Source organism: Aestuariivirga sp., from assembly GCF_041738905.1.
In the GTDB taxonomy this organism is placed as follows: domain Bacteria; phylum Pseudomonadota; class Alphaproteobacteria; order Rhizobiales; family Aestuariivirgaceae; genus Aestuariivirga.
Map to the genome: position 1 here is coordinate 1 of NZ_JBGSOZ010000046.1, position 21714 is coordinate 21714.

The window sequence follows — 21714 nt, forward strand, 5'->3', positions numbered from 1 at the left end:
GTCCGCCGCCGCCCTTGCCGCCAAGCACTGTCGAGCCAGCACGGACAAGATCGACCGCGTTGAAGCGCGAGGTGAGGTCGGCCGTGACGCCGACGATCAGGCCGGCGCGGCCCTCGTCGTTGATGCCGATCAGCGCCACGACGCCGGAACCGAGCTTCGTCTTGCCCTCGTCGACAAGGCTCTTCATGTCGTTGGGAGAAATTCCCTTGAGGATGCGCGCCATGAGCTTGACGCCATTGACCTCCGAGATGCCCTCGTCACCGCCCTTGGCGCCGCCGCCCATGGCGGGCTGCTTCTTGGCCTCGGCCAGTTCGCGCTCCAGCTTGCGGCGCTCGTCCATCAGCGCCTCGATGCGCGTGACGATCTCCGAGGCCGGCGCCTTGAGTGCCGCGGCTGCCGCCTGCACGCGTCGGTCCTGCTCCTCGAGATAGGCGCGTGCAGCGGGGCCTGCCAGTGCTTCGATGCGGCGCACGCCCGCGGCGGACGCGCTTTCGCTCACCACCTTGATGATGCCGATGTCGCCGGTACGCGAGACATGGGTTCCGCCGCAGAGTTCGAGCGAATAGACAGGCCGGCCCGCGCCATGCGTGTTGCGGCCCATCGAGACGACGCGAACCTCATCGCCATACTTTTCGCCGAACAGCGCCATGGCGCCTTCCGCGATGGCCGCGTCGACCGTCATCAGCCGCGTGTTCACGGCGTCGTTCTGCAGCACGATGTCATTGGCGATGGCCTCGACCTGCGCCAGTTCGTCATGGCTCATCGCCTTGTTGTGGGAGACATCGAAGCGGAGCCGGTTGGGCTCGACCAGCGAGCCCTTCTGGGCAACATGGTTGCCGAGCGTGATCCGCAGTGCCTCGTGCAGCAAGTGGGTCGCCGAATGGTGAATGCGGTTGCCGCCCCGCCGCACATGGTCGACCGCGAGTTCCACGGCATTCCCGGCGGCAAAGCTGCCCTGTTCCACTTCTCCCACATGGATGAACACATCGCCCACGCGCTTCTGCGTGTCGGTGACCTTGAAGACAGCACCTTCAGCCGAGCGGATGATGCCATGGTCGCCGGTCTGGCCACCGGACTCGCCGTAGAAGGGCGTCTGGTTGACGACGATCGAACCCTTCTGGCCGGTGCCCAGCGAGGCCACTTCCTTGCCGTCGACCACGATGGCGCGCACGATGCCTTCGGCTGCCTCGGTGTCATAGCCGAGGAACTCGGTGGCGCCGACCTTCTCGCGCAGCTCGTACCAGATGGTCTCGGTCTTCGCCTCGCCCGAGCCCTTCCAGGCCCTGCGGGCGTCTTCGCGCTGGGCTTCCATCGCGGCATTGAAGGCGTCGGTATCGACAGCGATGCCACGCGGCTTCAGGGCATCCTGCGTCAGGTCGAGGGGGAAACCATAAGTGTCATAGAGCTTGAAGGCGGTGTCGCCCGAGAACGTGTCGCCGGCAGCAAGGCCGGAGGACCCTTCGTCGAGCAGGCGGAGACCGCGTTCCAGTGTCTTCTTGAAGCGGTTTTCCTCAAGATAGAGGGTTTCGGTAATCATCGGCTGCGCCCGCACCAGTTCGGGGTAGGCCGCGCCCATCTCACGCACGAGGGTTGGCACCAGCTTGTGCATCAGCGGTTCGCGCGCGCCCAGAAGCTCCGCGTGGCGCATGGCGCGGCGCATGATGCGGCGGAGCACGTATCCGCGGCCCTCGTTCGACGGCAGAACGCCATCGGCGATGAGGAAGGACGATGCGCGCAGGTGATCGGCGATCACCCGGTTCGAGGCCTTGGCATCGCCATCCGCAGGAACGCCGGTGCGCTCCACGATGGCCGAGATCAGCGCCCGGAACAGGTCGGTCTCATAATTGTCATGCGTTCCCTGGAGCACGGCGGCAATGCGTTCCAGTCCCATGCCGGTATCGATCGAGGGCTTCGGCAGGCTGACGCGTTCGTCCTTTGAAATCTGCTCGTATTGCATGAACACGAGGTTCCAGATTTCGATGAAACGGTCGCCATCGGCCTCAGCCGAACCCGGAGGGCCGCCCCAGATCTTGTCGCCGTGGTCATAGAAGATTTCGGAGCACGGGCCGCAGGGGCCGGTATCGCCCATGGCCCAGAAATTATCGGACGTCGGAATACGGATGATGCGGCTGTCGGGAATGCCGGCGATCTTCTTCCACAGGGCATGGGCCTCGTCATCGGTGTGATAGACGGTGACCGACAGCTTGTCCTTGGGCAGGCCATATTCGCTCGTGATCAGCGTCCAGGCCCACTCGATCGCATCGGCCTTGAAATAATCGCCGAAGGAGAAGTTGCCGAGCATCTCGAAGAACGTGTGGTGGCGGGCCGTATAGCCCACATTGTCGAGATCGTTGTGCTTGCCGCCGGCGCGCACGCATTTCTGGGCCGTGGTGGCGCGCGAATAGGGGCGCTTCTCCATGCCGGTGAACACGTTCTTGAACTGCACCATGCCCGAATTGGCGAACATCAGCGTCGGGTCGTTCCGCGGCACCAGCGGCGACGAGGCGACGATTTCATGGCCCTGGCGGCGGAAGAAATCCAGGAAGGTGGAACGGATCTGTGCAAGCCCTGTCATGTGACGCCCGGCAATGAATGAGTGAAGGTCGGGGGTGTTTAATGGCGCGGACGCCCCCTGTCCAGAATTACGCGCGGGCTGGAGCCAGATGGTTGGGCTCAACTGTTGGGTTCAAACGCGATAGCGCCCTCCGTGGGGAGCGGAGGGCGCCGTCGCATGCGGTGTGGGGCAAACACCGTGGGCGCCGGACGCCCTTGGGAAAGCGTCCGGGTTCGCGAAATGGAAGTGGAAAGCTGGCCGGGAAGAGCCTCAATCGTCCGAGGCGTCGTCCTTTTCGGTGCCATTGCTGAGCGCCGCGGCAAGGATGCCGGCATTGGAGCGGATCGTCGCCTCGATGGAATTGGCCATGTCGGGGTTCTGGCGCAGGAAGTTCTTGGCGTTCTCGCGCCCCTGCCCGATGCGTTCGCCATTATAAGAGAACCACGAGCCGGATTTCTCGACGACGCCGGCCGTCACGCCGAGATCGACCAGTTCGCCGACCTTGGAAATGCCTTCGCCATACATGATGTCGAACTCGACCTGCTTGAAAGGCGGGGCCACCTTGTTCTTGACGACCTTCACGCGGGTCTGGTTCCCCACCACCTCGTCGCGGTCCTTGATGGCGCCGATGCGGCGGATATCAAGGCGGACCGAGGCATAGAACTTGAGCGCGTTGCCACCGGTGGTGGTTTCGGGCGAGCCGAACATCACGCCGATCTTCATGCGGATCTGGTTGATGAAGATGACCATGCAATTGGTCTTGGAGATCGACCCCGTGAGCTTGCGCAACGCCTGGCTCATCAGGCGGGCCTGCAGGCCGGGAAGCTGGTCGCCCATCTCGCCTTCGAGTTCGGCGCGCGGCGTCAAGGCCGCGACCGAGTCGATGACGAGAACTTCAACCGCGCCCGAGCGCACCAGCGTATCGGCGATTTCGAGGCCCTGTTCGCCCGTGTCGGGTTGCGAAATCAGCAGGTCGTCGACCTTGACGCCAAGCTTGCGGGCATAGACCGGATCAAGCGCATGTTCGGCATCGACAAAGGCGCAGATGCCGCCGCGCTTCTGGGCTTCGGCGATGACCTGCAACGCCAGCGTGGTCTTGCCGGACGATTCCGGCCCGTAGATTTCAATGACACGACCCTTGGGCAGGCCGCCGATGCCAAGCGCGATGTCCAGCCCCAGGGAACCCGTCGAGATCGCCTCTATCTCGAGTGCCGAATTGGCGCCGAGCTTCATGATGGAGCCCTTGCCGAACGCCCGCTCGATCTGGCTCAGTGCGGCGTCAAGCGCCTTGTTCTTGTCCATGGATGAACTCTCAACGACCCGAAGATTCGACTGCGCCACTGGTGTACTCTTTGATTTCACGTTGGTCCATCCGGGGGCGCCTCGCATCGATGCCGCTACCCATGTTTTCAATATGTTCTATTTATGTTCAGACGGCAAGCAGAAATTTTAGTGCTTGATCTGCAAGGATATTATGACTTTAAAACCTGAACCTCAACAGAACAAAGATCGAATGGAGTGGAACGGCGATTCATGCTTGATCGCAAGGCCACGCCTTCCCTTTGGGCACCACAGGGACCGGAGGCCGATCGAGTCGCCACGACTTGAGCTTGCAAGGAAAGCCATGACGGGTCCATGGTGTTGGCGCAAGGGGATGTACAACGCATGATGGTAGCGGTCTTTGCGGCAGTTCTGCTCGCTCTCGTAGCGGGCGCGGCACAATGGCGCCGGGCAGCAGTCACGGGCGCCGTCATCTGCCTCGCGCTGTCGGTCTGGCTCTTCCTGTTCGAGGTTTACAGTCAGCAATATGGCTTCACCATGCCGTGGCTGAGCCTGTGATGGAGAACCTTCTCGAAAGCCGCGCCCGCCTGCTGGCCTTGCTCAATCACATCTATCTGCTGGGCATGGTCACCGTCATCGCCGGGGTGCTCACGGCGGCGATGACCTTGCAATATGCCTATGGCGAAATCCCTTGCCCGCTTTGCCTTCTGCAGCGGGCCGCCATGTTCGGCGTGTGCTTCGGGATCCTCCAGAACCTGCGAGGGACGTATGCCGACCGCAACACCGGATTCAGCCTGCTCTTCGCGCTGCTCCTCCTTGTCGTGTCGGAGCGCCAGACCCTTCTCGACATCTATCCGCGCCCCGGCCACGAATATGTCGGTACGGCGGTTCTCGGCCTGCACATGCCGGTCTGGTCGGTGGTGATCGCCCTCTGCCTGCTCATTGCCTTTGCGCTGAGGCTCGCGGTGCTGGGCGGCAACGCCCACATGCGCGGCAACGAGGCCTCGACCTTCCCGCTGGTCTACAAGGCGGCGGGCATCGCTAGCCTCTATGTGATCGCGATATGCGCCATCAACCTCGTCTCGGCCGTCCTGCAATGCGGGCTCGGCCAGTGCCACACCACCGGATACGCCCTCCTGCAATAGGCCTCAGGCGCGGGTCAGAACCGGCTCGACGGCAGCCGCGACGCCAAACAGGCTGCGGTCGCTGCCCCAGGGCGACAGGATTGTCAGGCCGCAAGGCGCCTCGCCCGGTCCCTGCATGGGAATCGAGATGCCGCAGCCATTCAGGAAATTGCCGACATAGGTGTTGCGGAGACTCATGGCATTGAAGCGCAGGTAATCCTTGTCGTGTGCCAGATCGGCGATGGCAGGCGGGGTGTTCAGGGTCGTAGGCAAGAGAACGCCATCGAAGCCCTGGAAACGCTCGGCAAAGAGGCGGATCATTTCCCTGCGGCGGACGAAGTAGTCGAGATAATCCGCAGCCGAGATGGTCTCGGCCATGGCGATGCGGTTGCGCACCCGCGGATCATAAGCCTCGCCCTTCGAGGCCATCAGGGCGCGATGGGTGAACCACGCCTCCGCCGCGACGATGCCCCCCTTGGCATTGATCGACGGCAACTCGCGAAGCTCCGGGAAAGCCATGTCGGAGAGCGTGGCGCCGCCACTGGACAACGCCATCAGCGCCGCGTCGAAAGCCGACGCGACGGGCGCTTCGAGGCCATCGAGGACAAAGTCCTTCAGCACCGCGAGGCGCAGGCCCCGCAAAGGGCGCTCTGGCACCTTGCCGTCCCAGTCGCCCGCCATCAGCGCGTCCGCCGTGGCGCAGCATGCAACCGAGGTGGCGAGTGGTCCGATCGAATCGAAACTGGATGACAGCGGATAGGTGCCGGTCAGCGGCACGCGCCCGTGGCTCGACTTGTAGCCGACGACGCCGCAGTAGGACGCAGGGATCCGGCAGGAACCGCCCGTGTCGGTCCCGATGGCGAGGCTCACCATGCCATCCGACACGGAGACCCCCGCACCCGATGACGACCCGCCAGGGATGCGTCCCGTGGCGCGATCGTAGGGTGAGCGCGGCGTGCCGTAGTGCGGGTTGAGGCCCACGCCCGAATAGGCAAATTCCGTCATGTTGGTGCGGCCGATGACAATCATGCCCACGGACTTGAGCCGGGCGATGGCAACGGCATCGGCCGTGGCGGGAGCCGCCCCTTTCAACACCACGGAGCCTGCGGTGGTCACTTCTCCGGCGAGATCGAAGATATCCTTTGACGAGAACGGTATGCCTTCGAGCGGAGACACCGAGCGGCCGGCCTTGCGGCGATGGTCCGCCAGGTCGGCGGCGGCGCGCGCGCCTTCGGCATCGACAGAGATAAGGGCGCGGGCACCCTCGCCCGATGGATCGGCGATAGCCGAGAGCGACTGCTCCACGAGGCTCCGGGACGTTACCGTTCCCTCGGCCAGTTGCGTTGCCAGTTGGTCAAGTGTGGCCATCGCCCTCGTTCCCTTGAATTGCGCAAAGTGAAATAGGATGTTTCGACAGAGGGCGCATCTGAAAACCGGAACCGGTCAGTACGAGGCCGGGAATCGGGTTTCTGGGGCCTGAACACATCGAGACTGGCACGGCGGGTTCGCCGCAACGGCCCAATTGGCGAGTGATCCTTCCACTGCAACCGGACTGCGCAGGATCTGGCTTCGTCAATGTGCCTGGCAGGATCGTTGGATTTGCGCCTCAGCTCTCCATCGCTTCCTTCACCTTTTCCACCAGCTGCTTGAGCGAAAAGGGCTTGGGCATGAAGGAATAGTCGCTGTGGCCTTCGAGGTCCTTCTCGAATTCCTCGCCGGGATAGCCGGACACAAAGATGAACTTGGTCGTGTTGCCGCGCTTCCTCAACTCGCGCAGCAGTTTCGGCCCGTCCATTTCAGGCATCACCACGTCGGAGATGATGAGGTCAAAGCCCTTCTCCTCTTCCGCGATGCGTTCGAGGGCGCTTTCGCCCGAGTCCGCCTCGACCACGGTGTAGCCGCGCGAGGTGAGCGCGCGCAGTGCGAAGGCGCGGACAGCATCCTCGTCCTCGACCAGCAGGATGCGTTCCTTGCCAGTATAGTCCGACCGCTTCGGCGGCTCTGCAGCCTTCTCCTCCACCACCGGCTCGGTGGATTTCTGTGGATAATAGCGCGGCAGGAAGATGCGGAACGTGGTGCCCTTGCCCACTTCACTGTCGCAGAAGATGAAGCCACCCGTCTGCTTGACGATGCCATAGACGGTGGACAGTCCGAGACCCGTCCCCTTGCCGACATCCTTGGTGGAAAAGAACGGTTCCCAGATCTTGTCGCGGATCGCAGGCGGAATGCCGGACCCCGTATCCTCCACGTCGCAGCCGACATATTCGCCGGGCGGCATCAGATGGGGCGCGATGCTGCGCGAGGCTTCTTCGTAGACATTGTAGGTCCGCACCATCAGCGCGCCGCCATTTGGCATCGCGTCGCGCGCATTGACCGCGAGGTTGATGATGACCTGCTCGAACTGGTGGATGTCCACGAGCACGAGTCCAAGCTCGCGGTCATGGGCGATGCGGAGCTCGACCTTCTCGCCCAGCACACGGCCCAGAAGGTTTCCGAGATCGGACAGCGCCTCCGTCAGCACATGCACCTTGGGCTGCAGCGTCTGCTTTCGCGAGAAGGCCAGCAGCTGGCGCACCAGGTTGGCCGCGCGGTTGGCATTCTGCTTGATGTTCATCACGTCGGCAAAGGCAGGGTCGGTCGGCCGCATGCGCGCCAGCAGCAGGTCGGCAAAGCCGATGATCGGGGTCAGCACGTTGTTGAAGTCATGCGCGATGCCCGAGGCCAGCTGGCCGACCGCCAGCATCTTCTGGCTTTGTGCCAGCTGCACTTCGAGCGCCTTGCTCTCGGTCTTGTCGAGCGCGAAGACCACCGCTGTGTCGTCTTCGCTGGCCAGCCGTGTGAAGGAGAAAAGTACGGTCCGCTGCTTCTCGCCTTCGACGGTGGCCTCCACCCGGTGAAGGCTGCCTTCTCCCGAAAGCGCTGCTGCCAGAGCCTGTTGCAGGGCGGGCCGTTCCGCCTCGATGATGGCGGATGACAATGCCGCACCTCGCCGTGCCTTCTGCGACAGGTCGATGAAAGCAGCATTGGCCATCTGGATGGCCCCGTCCTTGTCGATCTCGGCAATCCCGATCGGCGCATTGTTGATGAAGCGCGACAGTCGCGGGGCAGAGATCTCGGCGCGGCCTCCGCCGGCGCTGCCTGCGAGGCTGCGCGGAATGACGAGCGTTCGCGACGGGGCGGGAATGCCCTCGGCGTCATAGTCGACATGATGAATGACCTGCACCGGCAGCAGACTTCCATCAACCGCGTTGCGGAGGTCGAGGCTGAAGCTCTCGGTGACGGCACTCCCCGGCCTTGCCTCGACGCCTGAAATCTGCCGCGCGCCGCTTTCGCCGAGGATGTCGGGTAGCGTGAGATTGGAGCCTTGGGCCTGAGCCATGTCCATGCCCAGCCATTGCGCCAGCGTGGCGTTGATGTAGTCGACATGGCCGTCGCGAAGCGTGGAGAAGAATCCGGCTGGCGCATTGTCGAGATAGGTGATGATGAATTGCAGCCGTGAGAACGCCTGTTCCTGCCGCGCGCGGTCATCGCTGATGTTCTCGAGCCGCCACAGTCTGTAGGCAGCATTCTCGCCCTTTATGGGCCGCGCCGAAAGCCTGATCCACACAGGCCTGTCGGGCAAGGCGCAGGGTGCTGGCGAGCCGGGCGCCAGCCGAAGCTCGCGCATCTCGCCCCGCCCGTCCAGAATGGCCTGCGATAGCTGATATACGGGCGCCGAGAACTCGGGAAAGCCGGCGAAGAGAACATCCATGCCGACAAGCCGGCCGGTTCCGGCAGCCGCCGCCAGCTTCAGGTAGGCAGCGTTGGCATAGACCGCCCTGCTACGTGCGTCGGTGACCACGATGGCATCGGGCAGCGCGTCGGTGAGGCCATCGAAAAAGCTCCGTTCATTCGTTCCGGCGCCAAACTGGAAAAAGCCGGCCATCAGGCCGAAGAGCGCGATGAGGCCGATGGCGGCAAAGAGGGCGCCAGGTGCCACGATCCACATCGGATAGGCCGCCGCCACCGATCTCAGTCCGAAAACCACGGTAAGGGCCACCAGTGCCGCGAGCAGAAGCACGAAGGCCGCGCGCCCGCGCCAACTGCCAAAGCCCGCTTGCGCCGTCAGCTCTCCCCTGCCCGGCGCGTGTCTGTCCGTCATTATTGCCCACCCCGAATCATAGCCAGTATAGGCGAAATGCCCGGGATCGGAATCGCTGGAAAGCCCGTCAAGTTCTGTCCTTTACAAATCGGATGCCTGCCTCCAGACTCGATATCCAAGAGGGGCGCTACAGCGTTGATATCAGAAAGGGAACTCGCATGATCCGCAAGTCTTTTACCGCCATGGCCTTCGGCCTCGCCCTGATGGCGGCCGGCTCTCCGGCGGCAAAGGCCGATGTCGATATCTCGATCAATCTCGGATACGGCGGTTTCTACGGCCGCAACATCTCATGCCGGACTGGCGCACGCATCGTCGCCCAGCGTTTCAACTCCGTGTCGATCCGCGGATGCGCGGGCAAGAACTACGATTACACGGGCAAGCGGAACAGCAAGTGGTACAAGATCAAGGTCAATTCCTACTCGGGCCGCATCGTCGAGGTCAGGCGCTGGTACCGGTAGGCCGGAATACTCCAGGCCCCGGATATCTCCGGGGAGGCAGCAGCGGAATACCGGGAGCAGGCGGGGGCTCCTGAACGAACCACAAGGGCGGGAATCGGCACATGGAACTCATCAACGAGAATATGACGGTGATCATTGCCGCAGTGGCAGTGCTTGTCCTGCTGCTGATCGTTCTTTCGATCTGGCGCGCGGTGAGCCCGCGCATGTCCGGCCGGCGCGGCCAGCGCCTCGGGATCAGCGAGTACCATGAACTCGACAAGTCGCGCCGTCTGGTCCTGGTCCGCCGCGACAATGTCGAACACCTAATCCTCATCGGCGGCCCACTGGACGTGGTGGTGGAAACCGGCATTACCGCAGCCTCGATCGCGTCAGCCTATGGAGCGTCGACCGAATCCGGTTCAGTGCGTCCGGCCCCGCGCCCGGCGGTCTTCGGCGACCGCAAGGCCGTGCCGCCGCTCCGCCCGGTGGAACCGACCATCCCGCCCGTGCGCGGGCGCGACGACCCGGAGATTTGAAGTCAGAGAGCCCGGCCTTGCGGACCGGGCTCTTCTCTTCCTGTTCGTGATGGCCGCCGGTTACGGCATCTGATCGTTCGACGGCGCGGGAGCATTGCGCTCCCTCATGAAGCGGTCGAACTCGTCCTGGTCCTTGGCGCGGCGCACCTTTTCGACAAAGTCCCGGAAGGCCTTCTGCTCGTCCTCGAGCTTGCGGCGCTCCTCATCGAGGCGCTTCATCTGGTCGCGCTTGTAGGCGTCGAACGCGGCGTTGCCGGAACCAGAGAACCCGTAGGCCGATGCCTGCGGCTTCCATGCCGAGAAGTCAGGTGTCTTAAAGCCGGACCACGGGGCCTTGGTCTCGGACGAACCCGGCCACATCTCGCTGTTCTTCCATTTCAGGAAAAGGGCGAGCAATCCGAGCGGCCAGAACACCACGAAACCGGCGACCATCGCGCCCACTTCCCATGGCGACCAGCGCGTCCGCAGCCCGCTGCCGCAGCGGCGCTCGCGCGTCTCGCTCCGCGGTTCAAAACCAGCCGAAGCAGAACTTGTCATGTCTTTGTCCCTCTCCTTGAGTATTGGGTTGACGGGAAATGAGATAGGAAGTCTTGACTCGGCTTCAATGAAAATCGGACATCCCGGCCTTCGATTCAGCCGGGTTGCGAAAATCGGCCGGAATGCGTAACCCTCGCCATTGAAAATGCCGAGGAGCAACACCATGACGCGCCACAAGATTGCAATGCTCACAGCGGGCGGGCTGGCCCCGTGCCTGTCGTCCGCCGTCGGCGGCCTCATCGAGCGCTATTCCGAACTGTCGCCCGAGTCGCCGATGATCGGCTACCTCAGCGGCTACAAGGGGCTCCTCCAAGGCAACTCCATTCCAGTGACGCCCGAAGTCCGCCGCCGCGCCCATGTGCTGCACTCTCATGGCGGAACCCCGCTCGGCAACAGCCGCGTCAAGCTGACCAACGTCGCCGACTGCGTGAAGCGCGGACTGGTGAAGGAAGGCGAAGTGCCCTTGACCGTCGCGGCAAACCAGCTCGTGAAGGACGGAGTGACCATCCTTCACACCATCGGCGGCGACGATACCAACACCACCGCCGCCGATCTCGCCGCTTACCTTGCTTCCAACGGCTACGACCTCACCGTCGTCGGCCTGCCCAAGACCATCGACAATGACGTCGTCCCCATTCGCCAGACACTTGGCGCATGGACGGCTGCCGAACAGGGCGCGATCTTCTTCGAAAACGTGGTGAACGAGCAGTCCACGTCCTCACGTCAGCTGGTCATCCACGAGGTCATGGGCCGTCATTGCGGCTGGCTCACCGCCGCCACCGCGCGGGCCTGGCGCGAGCGCCTCGACGCGCATGAGTTCTTGCCCGAGTTCAACCTGTCGCGCCGCCACAAGGAAGTCGACGCCATCTACATACCGGAACTCCCCATCGACATCGAGGCCGAGGCGGAGCGCCTCAGGAAGGTGATGGACGAGAAGGACTCGGTTTCGATCTTCGTCAGCGAAGGCGCCTGCGTAACCGAGATCGTGGCGGAACTGGAATCGAAGGGCGAGAAGCTCGACCGCGATGCCTTCGGACATGTGCGTCTCGACCAGGTGAAGGTGGGCGACTGGTTTGCCAAGCAGTTCGGCAAGAAGATCGGCGCCGACAAGACGCTGGTGCAGAAGTCCGGATACTTCGGACGTTCCTCCGCCGCCAACCCGGCCGATCTCGATCTCATCCGTTCGATGGTCCACGTTGCTGTAGACTCAGCGCTGGCTGGCGTGTCCGGCGTCGTCGGACATGACGAGGAACGTGGCGACGAACTTCGCGCGATCGAATTCCCGCGCATCAAGGGCGGCAAGCACTTCAACCCCGGCGAACCGTGGTTCGAGGACATGCTGCGCGACATCGGCCAGAAGGCCTGACCATGCGCCGCACCCTGCTCATCGCATCACTCGCGCTGGCCGCGGCACTCTCATCCGCCACTGCGGACGAGGCGCTGGAACAGGGCAGGACCGATTTCGCTCACCTCTGCGCTCCGTGTCACGGCGAGAGTGGCAAGGGCGATGGACCACAGGCCGCAACGCTTCAGAAGAAGACCGCGGATCTCACCGTGATCGCCACCAAACATGGCGGACTGTTTCCGGAAGAACTGGTCTTCCAGACTGTTGCCGGCCTCGACATGCCGGATGGCCATGGCACCCGCGAAATGCCGATCTGGGGTGATGTCTTCGTCACCGAAGGCGTTGGCGGCAGCGTCAAGCTCGAGGATGCCATGAAGGCCTCCGACGATGCCTCGCGCCGCATCGCCGGACTTGTGCGCTACATCCGCTCGATCCAGGCCAGCCCGTGATCCCCCGCCTCCATCCCGACCGGCTGTTTCCGCCGCAGGACCCTTCGCTGAGTCTTGCGCGGTCGCTCCATGAAGAGATCGCCGGGCTTCCCATTGTCAGCCCGCATGGTCACAGCGACCCTGAGTGGTTCGCGGAAAACCGCAACTTCACCGACGCGACGTCGCTGTTCCTCACGCCCGACCATTACGTGCTGCGCATGCTGCGGAGCCAGGGTTTCTCCTATGAAGCACTGGGCCTGGCCCGCAAGGGCCAGCAGCCCACAGTGCCGGGGATCGCCGCGTGGAAACTCTTTGCCGCCAACTACCACCTGTTCGCCGGTACGCCGTCACGGCTGTGGATCGACCATGCCTTCCACTGGGCCTTCGGCATCGAAGATGAACTGAACGCTGCCAATGCCGAGGCGATCTACGCGACTATCACGCGGAGGCTGGGCGATGACGACCTGAAGCCGCTCGCCATTCTGGACCGGGCGAATGTCGAGGTCATCGCCACGACCGAATTCGCGCTCGATCCCCTGCTCCATCACCGCAACCTGAAATCCAAGGGGCTGAACCAGCGCATCCGCACCACCTACCGGCCCGATGACGTGACCGACCCGGAGAACCCCGGTTTCATCGCGAACCTGCTTCGCTTCGGCGAGGTGACGGGCGAGGACGTGACCAACTGGAATGGCATGATCGCTGCCCATGCGGCCCGCCGCGCTTTCTTCCGCGACAACGGCGCCACAGCGACCGATCACGGCGTTCCCGATGCGTTGACGGACGATCTCGCCCTTCACGAAAAGCAGAGGCTTCTGGATGGGGCGCTGAAAGGCACGCTGGACGCAAACGGCAAACGCCAGTTCCGCGCCCAGATGATGACGGAGATGGCGGCACTCTCTGCCGATGACGGCATGGTGATGCAGCTTCACGCCGGTTCGAACCGCAACACCGACCCGCAGCTGATGGCGGAGTATGGCCCGAACCTTGGGGCCGACATTCCGACGCGCGGCGAATTCGTCCATGCGCTGCAGCCGCTGCTCTCCCGCTTCGGCGCTGCAAAGAGCTTCCGGCTCATTGTCTTCACGCTCGATGAAACGGTCTATGCCCGCGAGCTGGCCCCCATGGCCGGCTACTGGCCGAGCCTCCTCATCGGCCCGCCCTGGTGGTTCCACGACAGCCCGCAAGGCATCCGCCGCTATCTGGATCAGGTCGTGGAAACGGCAGGGTTCCACAATCTCGCAGGCTTCAACGACGACACCCGCGCCCTGCTCTCGATCCCGGCCCGCCATGACGTCTGGCGCCGCGAGATCTGCCGGTTCCTGTCCCAAATGGTCGCCGAGCACCGCATGTCGCTGCCATCCGCGCGCGAGGCGGCACGTCACATGGCCTATGGCGCGGCGAAGGCTGCTTACAATCTCTAAAGCCAGTCTTCGTTATATTTTCTGAGGAATAACGGAGCGGGCTGGTTTTCCGGCAACTGAGAGAGCCGGATTTCAGGCGATGGGGCTTCCCGCTGCCGGTTTCCCCTGCTACCAACGGCCCATGGATTGGTTCACGCTCAGCCCGGATGAATGGAACGCCGTCCGCTTGAGCGTGAAGGTCGCGACAGTCGCGATGCTGGCAAGCCTGCCCGTGGCCATCGCCTTGGCCTTCCTGCTGGCGCGTTGCGACTTCTGGGGCAAGTCGCTGCTGAACGGCATCGTGCATCTTCCCCTCGTGCTGCCGCCGGTGGTGACGGGCTACCTGCTGCTTCTCACCTTCGGAAAGCGCGGCCCCGTCGGCGCATTCCTCGCCGACTATGGCATCGTGTTCTCCTTCCGCTGGACGGGCGCCGCACTGGCCTGCGCGGTGATGGGCTTTCCGCTCATCGTGCGTGCGATCCGCCTCTCGGTCGAGGCGGTCGACCGCAAGCTCGAGGCAGCAGCCTCCACGCTGGGCGCCAGTCCGGCGTGGGTCTTTGCCACCGTCACGCTTCCCTTGATCCTTCCCGGCATCATCGCCGGCATGATTTTATGTTTCGCCAAGGCCATGGGCGAATTCGGCGCCACCATCACCTTCGTCTCCAACATTCCGGGAGAGACGCAAACGCTGCCCTCGGCGATCTACACCTTCACCCAAGTACCAGGCGGCGACGCGGGCGCGCTGCGCCTCACGCTCGTATCGGTCGTCATCTCGCTTGGCGCCGTGATGGCCTCCGAAATCCTCGCGCGCCGCATCAGCAAGCGCCTCGTCCCATGAGCATTGCGGTCGACATCCAGCATCGTCTCGGAGACTTCGCGCTTTCCGTCGCCTTCGAAAGCCACGGGCCACTCACCGCCATCTTCGGCGCATCGGGATCGGGCAAGACCAGCGTGGTGAACGTGATCGCAGGCCTCATGCAGCCAGGTGAAGCCCGCGTTGTGATCGACGGAAAGGTGCTGACCGACACAAGCCGGAACATCCAGGTTCCCGCACACCGCCGCCGCATCGGCTATGTGTTCCAGGACGCACGCCTGTTTCCGCACCTCTCGGTCGAGCGCAACCTGTCCTATGGCGAGTGGTTCACGCCGCGCGGCGAACGCTACGCCGGCAGGAAGCAGATCCTCGACCTGCTCGGCATCGGGCATCTGCTGCAACGCCGTCCGGGCGATTTGTCGGGCGGTGAGAAGCAGCGCGTCGCCATCGGTCGCGCACTCCTCGCCTCGCCTCGGCTTCTGCTGATGGACGAGCCGCTGGCCTCCCTCGACCAGATGCGCAAGACCGAGATCATGCCCTATCTGGAACGGCTTCGCGACGAGGTCAGGATTCCGATCATCTATGTGAGCCATTCGGTGGCGGAAGTGACGCGGCTGGCAACCGGCATCGTGGTGCTGGCGGACGGGCGAACCGTGGCCTCCGGGCCTGCCGCCGAAATTGCGCGGCGCCTCGATCTGGTTCCGCCGGAAGAACGCGACGAAGGCGGCGCCATTCTCGACATGACGATCCATGGCTACGACAGCAGCTTCGGCATGACCGTCCTGACGTCGGACATGGGCGAAGTCCACGTTCCCGGTGAGATCGGACCGAAGGGAGCGGCAGCCCGCGTGCGGATCCGCGCCCGCGACGTGATGCTCGCCACCACGGAGCCCGGGAACATCAGTGCACTGAACATTTTCTGCGGCATCGTCGCGAGGATCGATGATGCCGGTCCCTCCTCCGTCAACGTGGCGGTCGATTGCCGGGGAGCCATCATCATGGCGCGCATCACCCGGCAGTCCGCGGCAGCGCTTCACCTGGCAGCGGGCAGCACAGTCTATGCCATCGTCAAGGCTGTCTCCGTCAGCGGCCCAGCAGGGTCCGCGCGCTGATCAACACTCAAGATCATCATATCGCGGCAGGAATAGCGATCAATCCCGCGCCTTCACCGGAACTTCCAGTTCCAGTGCCTTGAGATGGGCTTCGGCGGCAGCGGCCGCGGCGCGTTCCATGGCGCGGTAGCGGGAAATGAGGCTGAGGCCCAGCGCGGTCAGCGTGGCGCCTCCCCCTTTCCTGCCGCCGCTGCGCGACTCGACGACGGGCTGGCCGAACATGGTGTTGAGTTCCTCGATCAGTTCCCAGGCCCGGCGGTAGGACATGTCCATGGCCCGCCCGCCCGCCGAAATGGACCCCAGCGCGGCGATATGCTCCAGCAGGGCGATCTTGCCGGGGCCGACCCGGAGTTCGGGGCCGAAGTCGATGCGGATGCTGAGCTGCGCCATGGGATTGCCTGTTGTGAAGGCCCATGATCCCGCAAAGCAGGGCGCAAATCCAGCACCGCGATGTCCGGGCTTGAGCGAGGTCAAGGCACAGTCGCAGGAATGCAGTTGTGTATGCTGACGGAGCAACCGGTCAAGGACCCAAGATGGCGCCGATCCTGACGATCACCCTCAACCCCACCATCGATGTGTTCGGGGAGGCCCTTGAAGTCCAGCCCACCCACAAGGTGCGGATGACCGATGCGCGCCACGAGCCGGGCGGGGGCGGCATCAACGTGGCGCGGGTGATTTCCGTTCTGGGCGGCAATGTCGAAGCCCTCTTTCTGTCGGGCGGCGAGATGGGCGTCTATCTGGGACGCCTTCTCGATGACGAAGGCATCCGGCACCATGCCATCCCGATCGATGGCCAGACCCGCATCGCCTTCATGGTGCACGACCAGAAGACGGGGCTGGAATATCGCTTCCTGCCCGAAGGTCCGGAAGTATTAGACCGCGACATCGCGGCGTGCGTGGATGCGATCGGCCGTCAGGCAGAGGGTTTCGTCGTGGTGAGTGGAAGCCTTCCGCGCGGCGCACCGCCGGACAGCTATGCCCGCATGACGAAAGCCGCCAATGCCCGAGGCTTGAAACTCGTTCTGGACAGTTCGGGCGCAGGCCTCAAGGCCGCCGTCGAAGCGGGCGGCATCCATCTCCTGAAGCCCAGCCGCAGCGAACTCGAACACCTCACGGGCCGCCGCCTGACGGACGCCGAACTGGAGCCCGCCACCCGCGAACTGGCCTCAACCGGCAAAGCCCGCTTCATCGCGGTGACACTCGGTGCCGAGGGCGCCCTGTTGGTGAGCCGTGACATCACCTTGCGGCTCCCTGCCCTCGACGTTCCGGTGCGCTCCGCCGTGGGTGCTGGCGACAGCTTCCTCGGCGCCATGGTCTGGGCCATATCGACGGACTGGCCGCTCGAAAATGCCTTCCGCCTCGGCATGGCGGCGGGGGCCGCCGCCACCATGAACTCCGGCACGGTTCTCTGCCGCCGCGACGACGTGCTCGCCCTCTATGAGCGGAGCGGCGGCTGACGCCGCCATTGGACCTGGCATGGACCGACGGGCGCGTGCAGCGCCTTGCAACGTGACTTGCGTGTGGTGCACTTGAGCTGTCAGCCGGCCACCAGTGGAAAGGTAACGCCGATGGCCCAGGCAAATGCAATGGCGCTGGCAAGCCCGGCCACAAGCGGATTGCCGGTCCTCCGGCAGGTCCAACCGCAGATGAGCCCATAGTAGAGGAAGAACAGCACGATGACGGGCACGACGATGATCAGAAAGAAAAGCCTTTCGAGATCGAGCGCCACGGCAATCGCCAGCGACAGCAGGAAACAGACTCGTGCGGCCAGCACGGCACCCCGCGCGGCACCCGCCCCACGCGTGAGCCACTCCGCCGACAGGAAATAGGCGAGCGTTCCCACGAGCAGGACCCCGATCAGCAGAAAGCGCTCAGGTCCCGGAACGAAGGATGTCACGAACCGGTCGAGCGGCCACACGACGGCGATGAAGCCGAAAGCCACCACCGCAGCGGCGGCGGCAAGCGAAGACGCGGACAGAAGTTCTGTCCATCGAGGCGGCACGGCTCGCCGGTTCACCAAGGCGAGGCAAAAAACGGTCAGCACGCCGTAAAGCGCAAAGTGAAAGGCGAGATAGTCGCCCACGAGGACGGGAAGAACATGCGTGGGCGTGACGCGGAGGATGAGCGGCGTGGCGATCATCGGCAGGAGCATTGGCAGCCACAGCGCCCGCCACCCCAGGTTAGCGCCCGCAGGCGGCATGCAACAGACGGGCAAGAGTCGCGAGAGCGGCCATGCAAGCATCAGCCCGCCCGCCAGCAGCAGGACAATCCAGACACCGCGCGGCTCGATATCGGGCGGCGACGCCCTCTGCGTTCCGAATGCAATGTCGAGCCATGTGATCGTCTCGCGCATGGTCGACTCGGAAAACAGCACGCTCGCATGTTCGGTATTGGGACTGATGGCGGCGCGGCGTGCCGTTCCCTGCGCCGGATCGCCATAGGTGACACCCGCGACAGCCTTCGCGGGCGCGGTCGCGAGGCTCACGACGCGGAGCGCCTCCTCCCCCAGCATGCCCTCCCATTCTCCGGTGATGACGAGCAGGTTGCGCGGCGCGGTGGCGGTGACGGCGGGCGAGAACATGGAGACCGCAATGGTCGCGGCCACATCGGGCGATGCCACGGCGTAGCGGACCACGATGTCCGAGGCCATGGAATGCCCCAGAACCGCCAGCCGTCCGTCCCCCAGCGCGCGGGCATGTGCGGCCACTTCGCCAAGTTCGGTCAGAAGCCTGCGCGTTGCGCCGTCGACTTCGACAATGCTGCCCGTCAGCGGCGCCGGATTGCGGCCGTGGCCCACGAAGTCGAACGTCACGCCGATGTAGCCGTTCCGCGCCGCGGCGATCCCGAAGCTTTCCATGAGCTTCGCCGAACCCGCGAAGCCATGCGCGATGACGAGGACCGGAGCCTTGCCAGATGCTGCCGGCCGATAGACGGTGACGGGCGTGGTGCCGACACGATCGCTCTCGATGACGATGCCGTCGGTCTCACCATGGAGCATCCAGAGAGACAGGACAATCGCTGCAACAGCCAGTGCGCCGGCAATTGCGCGGACGATGCTCCAGGCTGATCCTTGATTCGACATGGGCTGGACTATAACGGCAATCGCCCAGGCGTCCCTGCCTGCGCGTCTCTGTAATTCCGGTTCGAGTTGCCCGTTGCCGTCATGGCGACTGACCGTTGATGTCCGTCGACGATTGAATGGTCCCCATGTTAGGGAAATGCCATGCGAAATGACATCGGCAGCTTCGACTTCGTCATCGTGGGGGCGGGATCGGCAGGCTGCGTTCTGGCCAACCGCCTGTCCGCCACGCCCTCAACCCGCGTGCTCCTGATCGAGGCCGGCGGCTCCGACTCGTATCCGTGGATTCACATTCCGGTCGGCTATCTCTATTGCATCGGCAATCCGCGCACCGACTGGCTTTACAAGACAGCGCCAGAGGCTGGACTCGGCGGCCGTTCGATCGCCTATCCGCGCGGCAAGGTTCTGGGCGGCTGCTCGTCCATCAACGGCATGATCTACATGCGCGGCCAGGCCGCCGACTATGACAACTGGGTCCAAATGGGCGCTAGGGGCTGGGGCTGGGACGATGTGCTCCCGGTGTTCAGGAAGTCCGAGCGCTACCACCGGGAGGATGAGTCCCACGGCACCGAAGGCGAGTTGCTGGTGGAGAAGCAGAGGCTGCACTGGCCGATCCTCGATGCGGTGCGCGATGCGGCGGAGGAAATCGGCATTCCCCGCACCGATGATTTCAACAGTGGCACCAACGGGCTCGGGCTACTTCGAGGTGAACCAGCGCGCGGGCGTCCGCTGGAGCGCGGCCCGCGCCTTCCTGACGCCGGAGGTCAAGCGGCGCCCCAATCTACGCATCCTCACGGGCGCCACGGTCACGCGCATCGTCTTCGATGGGGCAAGGGCATCCGCCGTCGAGATGGATGTGATGGGACGTCCGTCATCGGCCACGATCAGCGAACAGCTCGTGATGGCGGCAGGCGCCATCGGCACGCCGCAGATCCTCATGCTCTCGGGCCACGGCCCGGCCCAGCATCTGCGCGACATGGGGATCGGTATCGCTGATGATCTTCCCGGCATGGGCGCCAACCTGCAGGACCATCTGCAGATCAGGACCGCTTTTCGAATCTCGGGTGCGCGGACGCTCAACGACATGCAGGCGAGCCTCTGGGGCAAGCTCAAGATCGCGGGCGAATATGCGTTGAAGCGCTCAGGCCCGATGTCCATGGCGCCCAGCCAGCTTGGCATCTTCACCCGCTCGCATGAGCGCTACACCACGCCCAACGTCGAGTTCCACGTACAGCCCCTCTCGCTCGATGCCTTCGGCAAGCCGCTTCATCCCTACCCCGCGATTACCGTCTCGGTCTGCAATCTCAGGCCCAACAGCCGTGGCCATGTGCGGCTGTTGGCGCCCGACCCGCATGCCGCACCCCTCATCGCACCCAACTACATGACCGACCCGGAAGACCGAGATGTCGCGGTCGCCTCGATCCGGCTGGCGCGGAAGCTCATGGACACGAGGCGCATGAGCGCCTTCACGCCTGGCGAGTTCGCACCTGGTCCTGCCATCGACAGCGACGAGGAACTGGCCGAGGCCGCAGGCCGGATTGCGACGACGATCTTCCATCCGGTGGGAACAGCGAAGATGGGTCAGGCCGATGATCCGCTGGCCGTCGTCGATACCAGCCTCCGCATGCGCAACACCGCCAACGTCACCATTGCCGATGCCTCCGTCATGCCGCGCATCGTCTCCGGAAACACCCATGCCCCCGTCGTGATGATCGCGGAGCGGGCCGCATCGTTCCTGCTCAAGGGAATGTAGGCAAGCCTCTACGCCGGTGCTGCCGGAGATCAGCCTTCCGCCGGCTGCAACTCGATCAGCAGGTCCTTCGCCTCGACCTGCGAGCCGGCATGAACATGCACGGCCTTGATGAGGCCGGAGCGTTCGGCGCGCAGTCCCGTCTCCATCTTCATCGCCTCGATGGTCAGCAACAGGTCGCCGGCATTGACCTTCTGGCCCGCCGCCACGCCGACAGCCGCAATGGCGCCCGGCATGGGCGCGCCGACATGCAACGGATTGCCTTCGGCGGCCTTGGGGCGAACCGGAGCCTTGGCCTTGACCGCGCGGTTCGGCACGCGGATCACGCGGGGCTGGCCGTTCAGTTCGAAGAAGACCTTTGCCTCCCCCTCCTCGGTGGTTTCGCCCAGCGTCTGCAGGCGGATTTCGAGCGTCTTGCCGGGATCGATCTCAAGCGAGATCTCCTCGCCCGGCTGCATGCCGTAGAAGAACACCGGCGTGGGGAGCACGCTGGTGTCGGCGTAGTGCTGCTCGTGGGCGGCGAATTCCTGGTAGACCTGCGGATAGAGCAGGTACGACACCACCTCGCGCCGCAGCGGATCGCGGCCCAGCACGCCTTGCAGCTTTTCGGCCGTTTGCGCGAAATCGGCCGGCGGCAGCGTTTTGCCGGGCCGGCCGCGCAGCGGCTTGCGATCGCCGAGAATGCGCTTGCGAATTTTGGCGGGAAAACCGCCCAGCGGCTGCCCCATGCTGCCGTCGAGCAGATCGATGACCGATTGCGGGAAGGCGAGTTCGCGCTCGCCCGACTCGACGTCGGCCGTGCTGAGGTCGTTGGCGATCAGGAACAGCGCAAGGTCGCCGACCGACTTCGAGGTGGGGGTGACCTTGACGATGTCGCCGAGCATCTGGTTCACGTCGGCGTACATCCGGCAGACGTCGGGCCAGCGGTCGGCCAGGCCGAGCGCCCGCGCCTGCTCGAACAGGTTGGTGTACTGTCCGCCGGGCATCTCGTGGCGGTAGAGATCCGACGCGGCCGCGAGCACGGGACTTTCGAAGGGGGCGTAGAACTCGCGCACGGCCCGCCAGTATTCGGCGATGGCGTCGAGCGGTTCGGCGGCGAGTTCCGCATCGCGGGCGGTGAAGCGGAGCGCTTCGACCAGCGTGTTGAGATTGGGCTGCGACGTGCCGCCCGAC

The 21714-nt window shown here is 64.2% G+C and carries 18 protein-coding genes and 1 pseudogene; 11 read left to right on the forward strand and 8 right to left on the reverse strand.

Features of this window, described 5'->3' with window-relative positions; translation table 11 throughout:
• Positions 1-2575, reverse strand: a 2575-nt coding sequence (gene alaS / locus ACEW8Q_RS03845; RefSeq protein WP_373502733.1) for an alanine--tRNA ligase, incomplete at its 3' end; no start/stop codon positions are given.
• 249 nt (positions 2576-2824) lie between these two features.
• Entirely contained in the window at positions 2825-3895 is a 1071-nt protein-coding gene (gene recA, locus ACEW8Q_RS03850) for a recombinase RecA (protein WP_373502748.1), read from the reverse strand.
• 324 nt (positions 3896-4219) lie between these two features.
• Here recA and ACEW8Q_RS03855 point away from each other — a divergent pair, with 324 nt between their 5' ends.
• Positions 4220-4393 carry a hypothetical protein gene (locus tag ACEW8Q_RS03855; RefSeq protein ID WP_373502734.1) on the forward strand — a complete coding sequence of 58 codons (174 nt, stop codon included), beginning with the start codon at positions 4220-4222 and terminating at the stop codon, positions 4391-4393.
• Positions 4393-4980, forward strand: coding sequence for a disulfide bond formation protein B (locus tag ACEW8Q_RS03860; protein WP_373502735.1), 588 nt, complete (start codon positions 4393-4395; stop codon positions 4978-4980). The genes ACEW8Q_RS03855 and ACEW8Q_RS03860 overlap by 1 nt, the downstream gene beginning before the upstream one ends.
• Before the next feature lie 3 nt (positions 4981-4983).
• Here the strand turns inward: ACEW8Q_RS03860 and ACEW8Q_RS03865 are convergent, their stop codons facing one another.
• The gene (locus ACEW8Q_RS03865; RefSeq protein ID WP_373502736.1) at positions 4984-6327 is read right to left on the reverse strand and encodes an amidase; all 1344 of its coding nucleotides are present in this window, start codon (positions 6325-6327) and stop codon (positions 4984-4986) included.
• Between the two features lie 238 nt (positions 6328-6565).
• Positions 6566-9100 carry a response regulator gene (locus ACEW8Q_RS03870; RefSeq protein WP_373502737.1) on the reverse strand — a complete coding sequence of 845 codons (2535 nt, stop codon included), beginning with the start codon at positions 9098-9100 and terminating at the stop codon, positions 6566-6568.
• 158 nt (positions 9101-9258) lie between these two features.
• Here ACEW8Q_RS03870 and ACEW8Q_RS03875 point away from each other — a divergent pair, with 158 nt between their 5' ends.
• Positions 9259-9558 carry a hypothetical protein gene (locus ACEW8Q_RS03875; protein ID WP_373502738.1) on the forward strand — a complete coding sequence of 100 codons (300 nt, stop codon included), beginning with the start codon at positions 9259-9261 and terminating at the stop codon, positions 9556-9558.
• A 101-nt stretch (positions 9559-9659) separates the two neighbouring features.
• Positions 9660-10073: a hypothetical protein gene (locus ACEW8Q_RS03880; RefSeq protein ID WP_373502739.1), complete on the forward strand. Its 414-nt coding sequence runs from the start codon at positions 9660-9662 to the stop codon at positions 10071-10073.
• 60 nt (positions 10074-10133) lie between these two features.
• On the opposite strand, the gene ACEW8Q_RS03885 is transcribed toward ACEW8Q_RS03880, so the two are convergent.
• Positions 10134-10610: a DUF2852 domain-containing protein gene (locus ACEW8Q_RS03885; RefSeq protein WP_373502740.1), complete on the reverse strand. Its 477-nt coding sequence runs from the start codon at positions 10608-10610 to the stop codon at positions 10134-10136.
• Between the two features lie 163 nt (positions 10611-10773).
• On the opposite strand from ACEW8Q_RS03885, the gene ACEW8Q_RS03890 reads away from it, so the two are divergent.
• From ACEW8Q_RS03890 to modC, 5 genes are all read left to right on the forward strand, one after another.
• Positions 10774-11976 carry a pyrophosphate--fructose-6-phosphate 1-phosphotransferase gene (locus ACEW8Q_RS03890; RefSeq protein WP_373502741.1) on the forward strand — a complete coding sequence of 401 codons (1203 nt, stop codon included), beginning with the start codon at positions 10774-10776 and terminating at the stop codon, positions 11974-11976.
• A 2-nt stretch (positions 11977-11978) separates the two neighbouring features.
• Positions 11979-12404, forward strand: a complete 426-nt coding sequence (locus ACEW8Q_RS03895) for a cytochrome c (RefSeq protein WP_373502742.1) — start codon at positions 11979-11981, stop codon at positions 12402-12404.
• Positions 12404-13807: a glucuronate isomerase gene (uxaC, locus tag ACEW8Q_RS03900; RefSeq protein WP_373502749.1), complete on the forward strand. Its 1404-nt coding sequence runs from the start codon at positions 12404-12406 to the stop codon at positions 13805-13807. Before ACEW8Q_RS03895 ends, uxaC begins: the two co-directional genes overlap by 1 nt.
• Before the next feature lie 121 nt (positions 13808-13928).
• A complete protein-coding gene (modB, locus tag ACEW8Q_RS03905) occupies positions 13929-14624 on the forward strand; it encodes a molybdate ABC transporter permease subunit (protein ID WP_373502750.1) in 696 nt (231 codons plus the stop codon).
• The gene (modC, locus tag ACEW8Q_RS03910; protein ID WP_373502743.1) at positions 14621-15712 is read left to right on the forward strand and encodes a molybdenum ABC transporter ATP-binding protein; all 1092 of its coding nucleotides are present in this window, start codon (positions 14621-14623) and stop codon (positions 15710-15712) included. Before modB ends, modC begins: the two co-directional genes overlap by 4 nt.
• Positions 15713-15751: 39 nt before the next feature.
• On the opposite strand, the gene ACEW8Q_RS03915 is transcribed toward modC, so the two are convergent.
• Positions 15752-16102 carry a winged helix-turn-helix domain-containing protein gene (locus tag ACEW8Q_RS03915; protein ID WP_373502744.1) on the reverse strand — a complete coding sequence of 117 codons (351 nt, stop codon included), beginning with the start codon at positions 16100-16102 and terminating at the stop codon, positions 15752-15754.
• A gap of 143 nt (positions 16103-16245) precedes the next feature.
• Here ACEW8Q_RS03915 and ACEW8Q_RS03920 point away from each other — a divergent pair, with 143 nt between their 5' ends.
• Positions 16246-17169, forward strand: coding sequence for a 1-phosphofructokinase family hexose kinase (locus tag ACEW8Q_RS03920; protein ID WP_373502745.1), 924 nt, complete (start codon positions 16246-16248; stop codon positions 17167-17169).
• An 80-nt stretch (positions 17170-17249) separates the two neighbouring features.
• Here ACEW8Q_RS03920 and ACEW8Q_RS03925 read toward each other — a convergent pair whose 3' ends face one another.
• Positions 17250-18794 carry an alpha/beta hydrolase gene (locus ACEW8Q_RS03925; RefSeq protein WP_373502746.1) on the reverse strand — a complete coding sequence of 515 codons (1545 nt, stop codon included), beginning with the start codon at positions 18792-18794 and terminating at the stop codon, positions 17250-17252.
• Between the two features lie 141 nt (positions 18795-18935).
• Between ACEW8Q_RS03925 and ACEW8Q_RS03930 the strand changes: the two are divergent.
• Positions 18936-20544: pseudogene (locus ACEW8Q_RS03930) on the forward strand (GMC family oxidoreductase).
• Between the two features lie 29 nt (positions 20545-20573).
• On the opposite strand, the gene ACEW8Q_RS03935 reads toward ACEW8Q_RS03930, so the two are convergent.
• Positions 20574-21714 (reverse strand): biotin/lipoyl-containing protein (locus ACEW8Q_RS03935; protein ID WP_373502747.1); only part of this gene is annotated, 1141 nt, incomplete at its 5' end.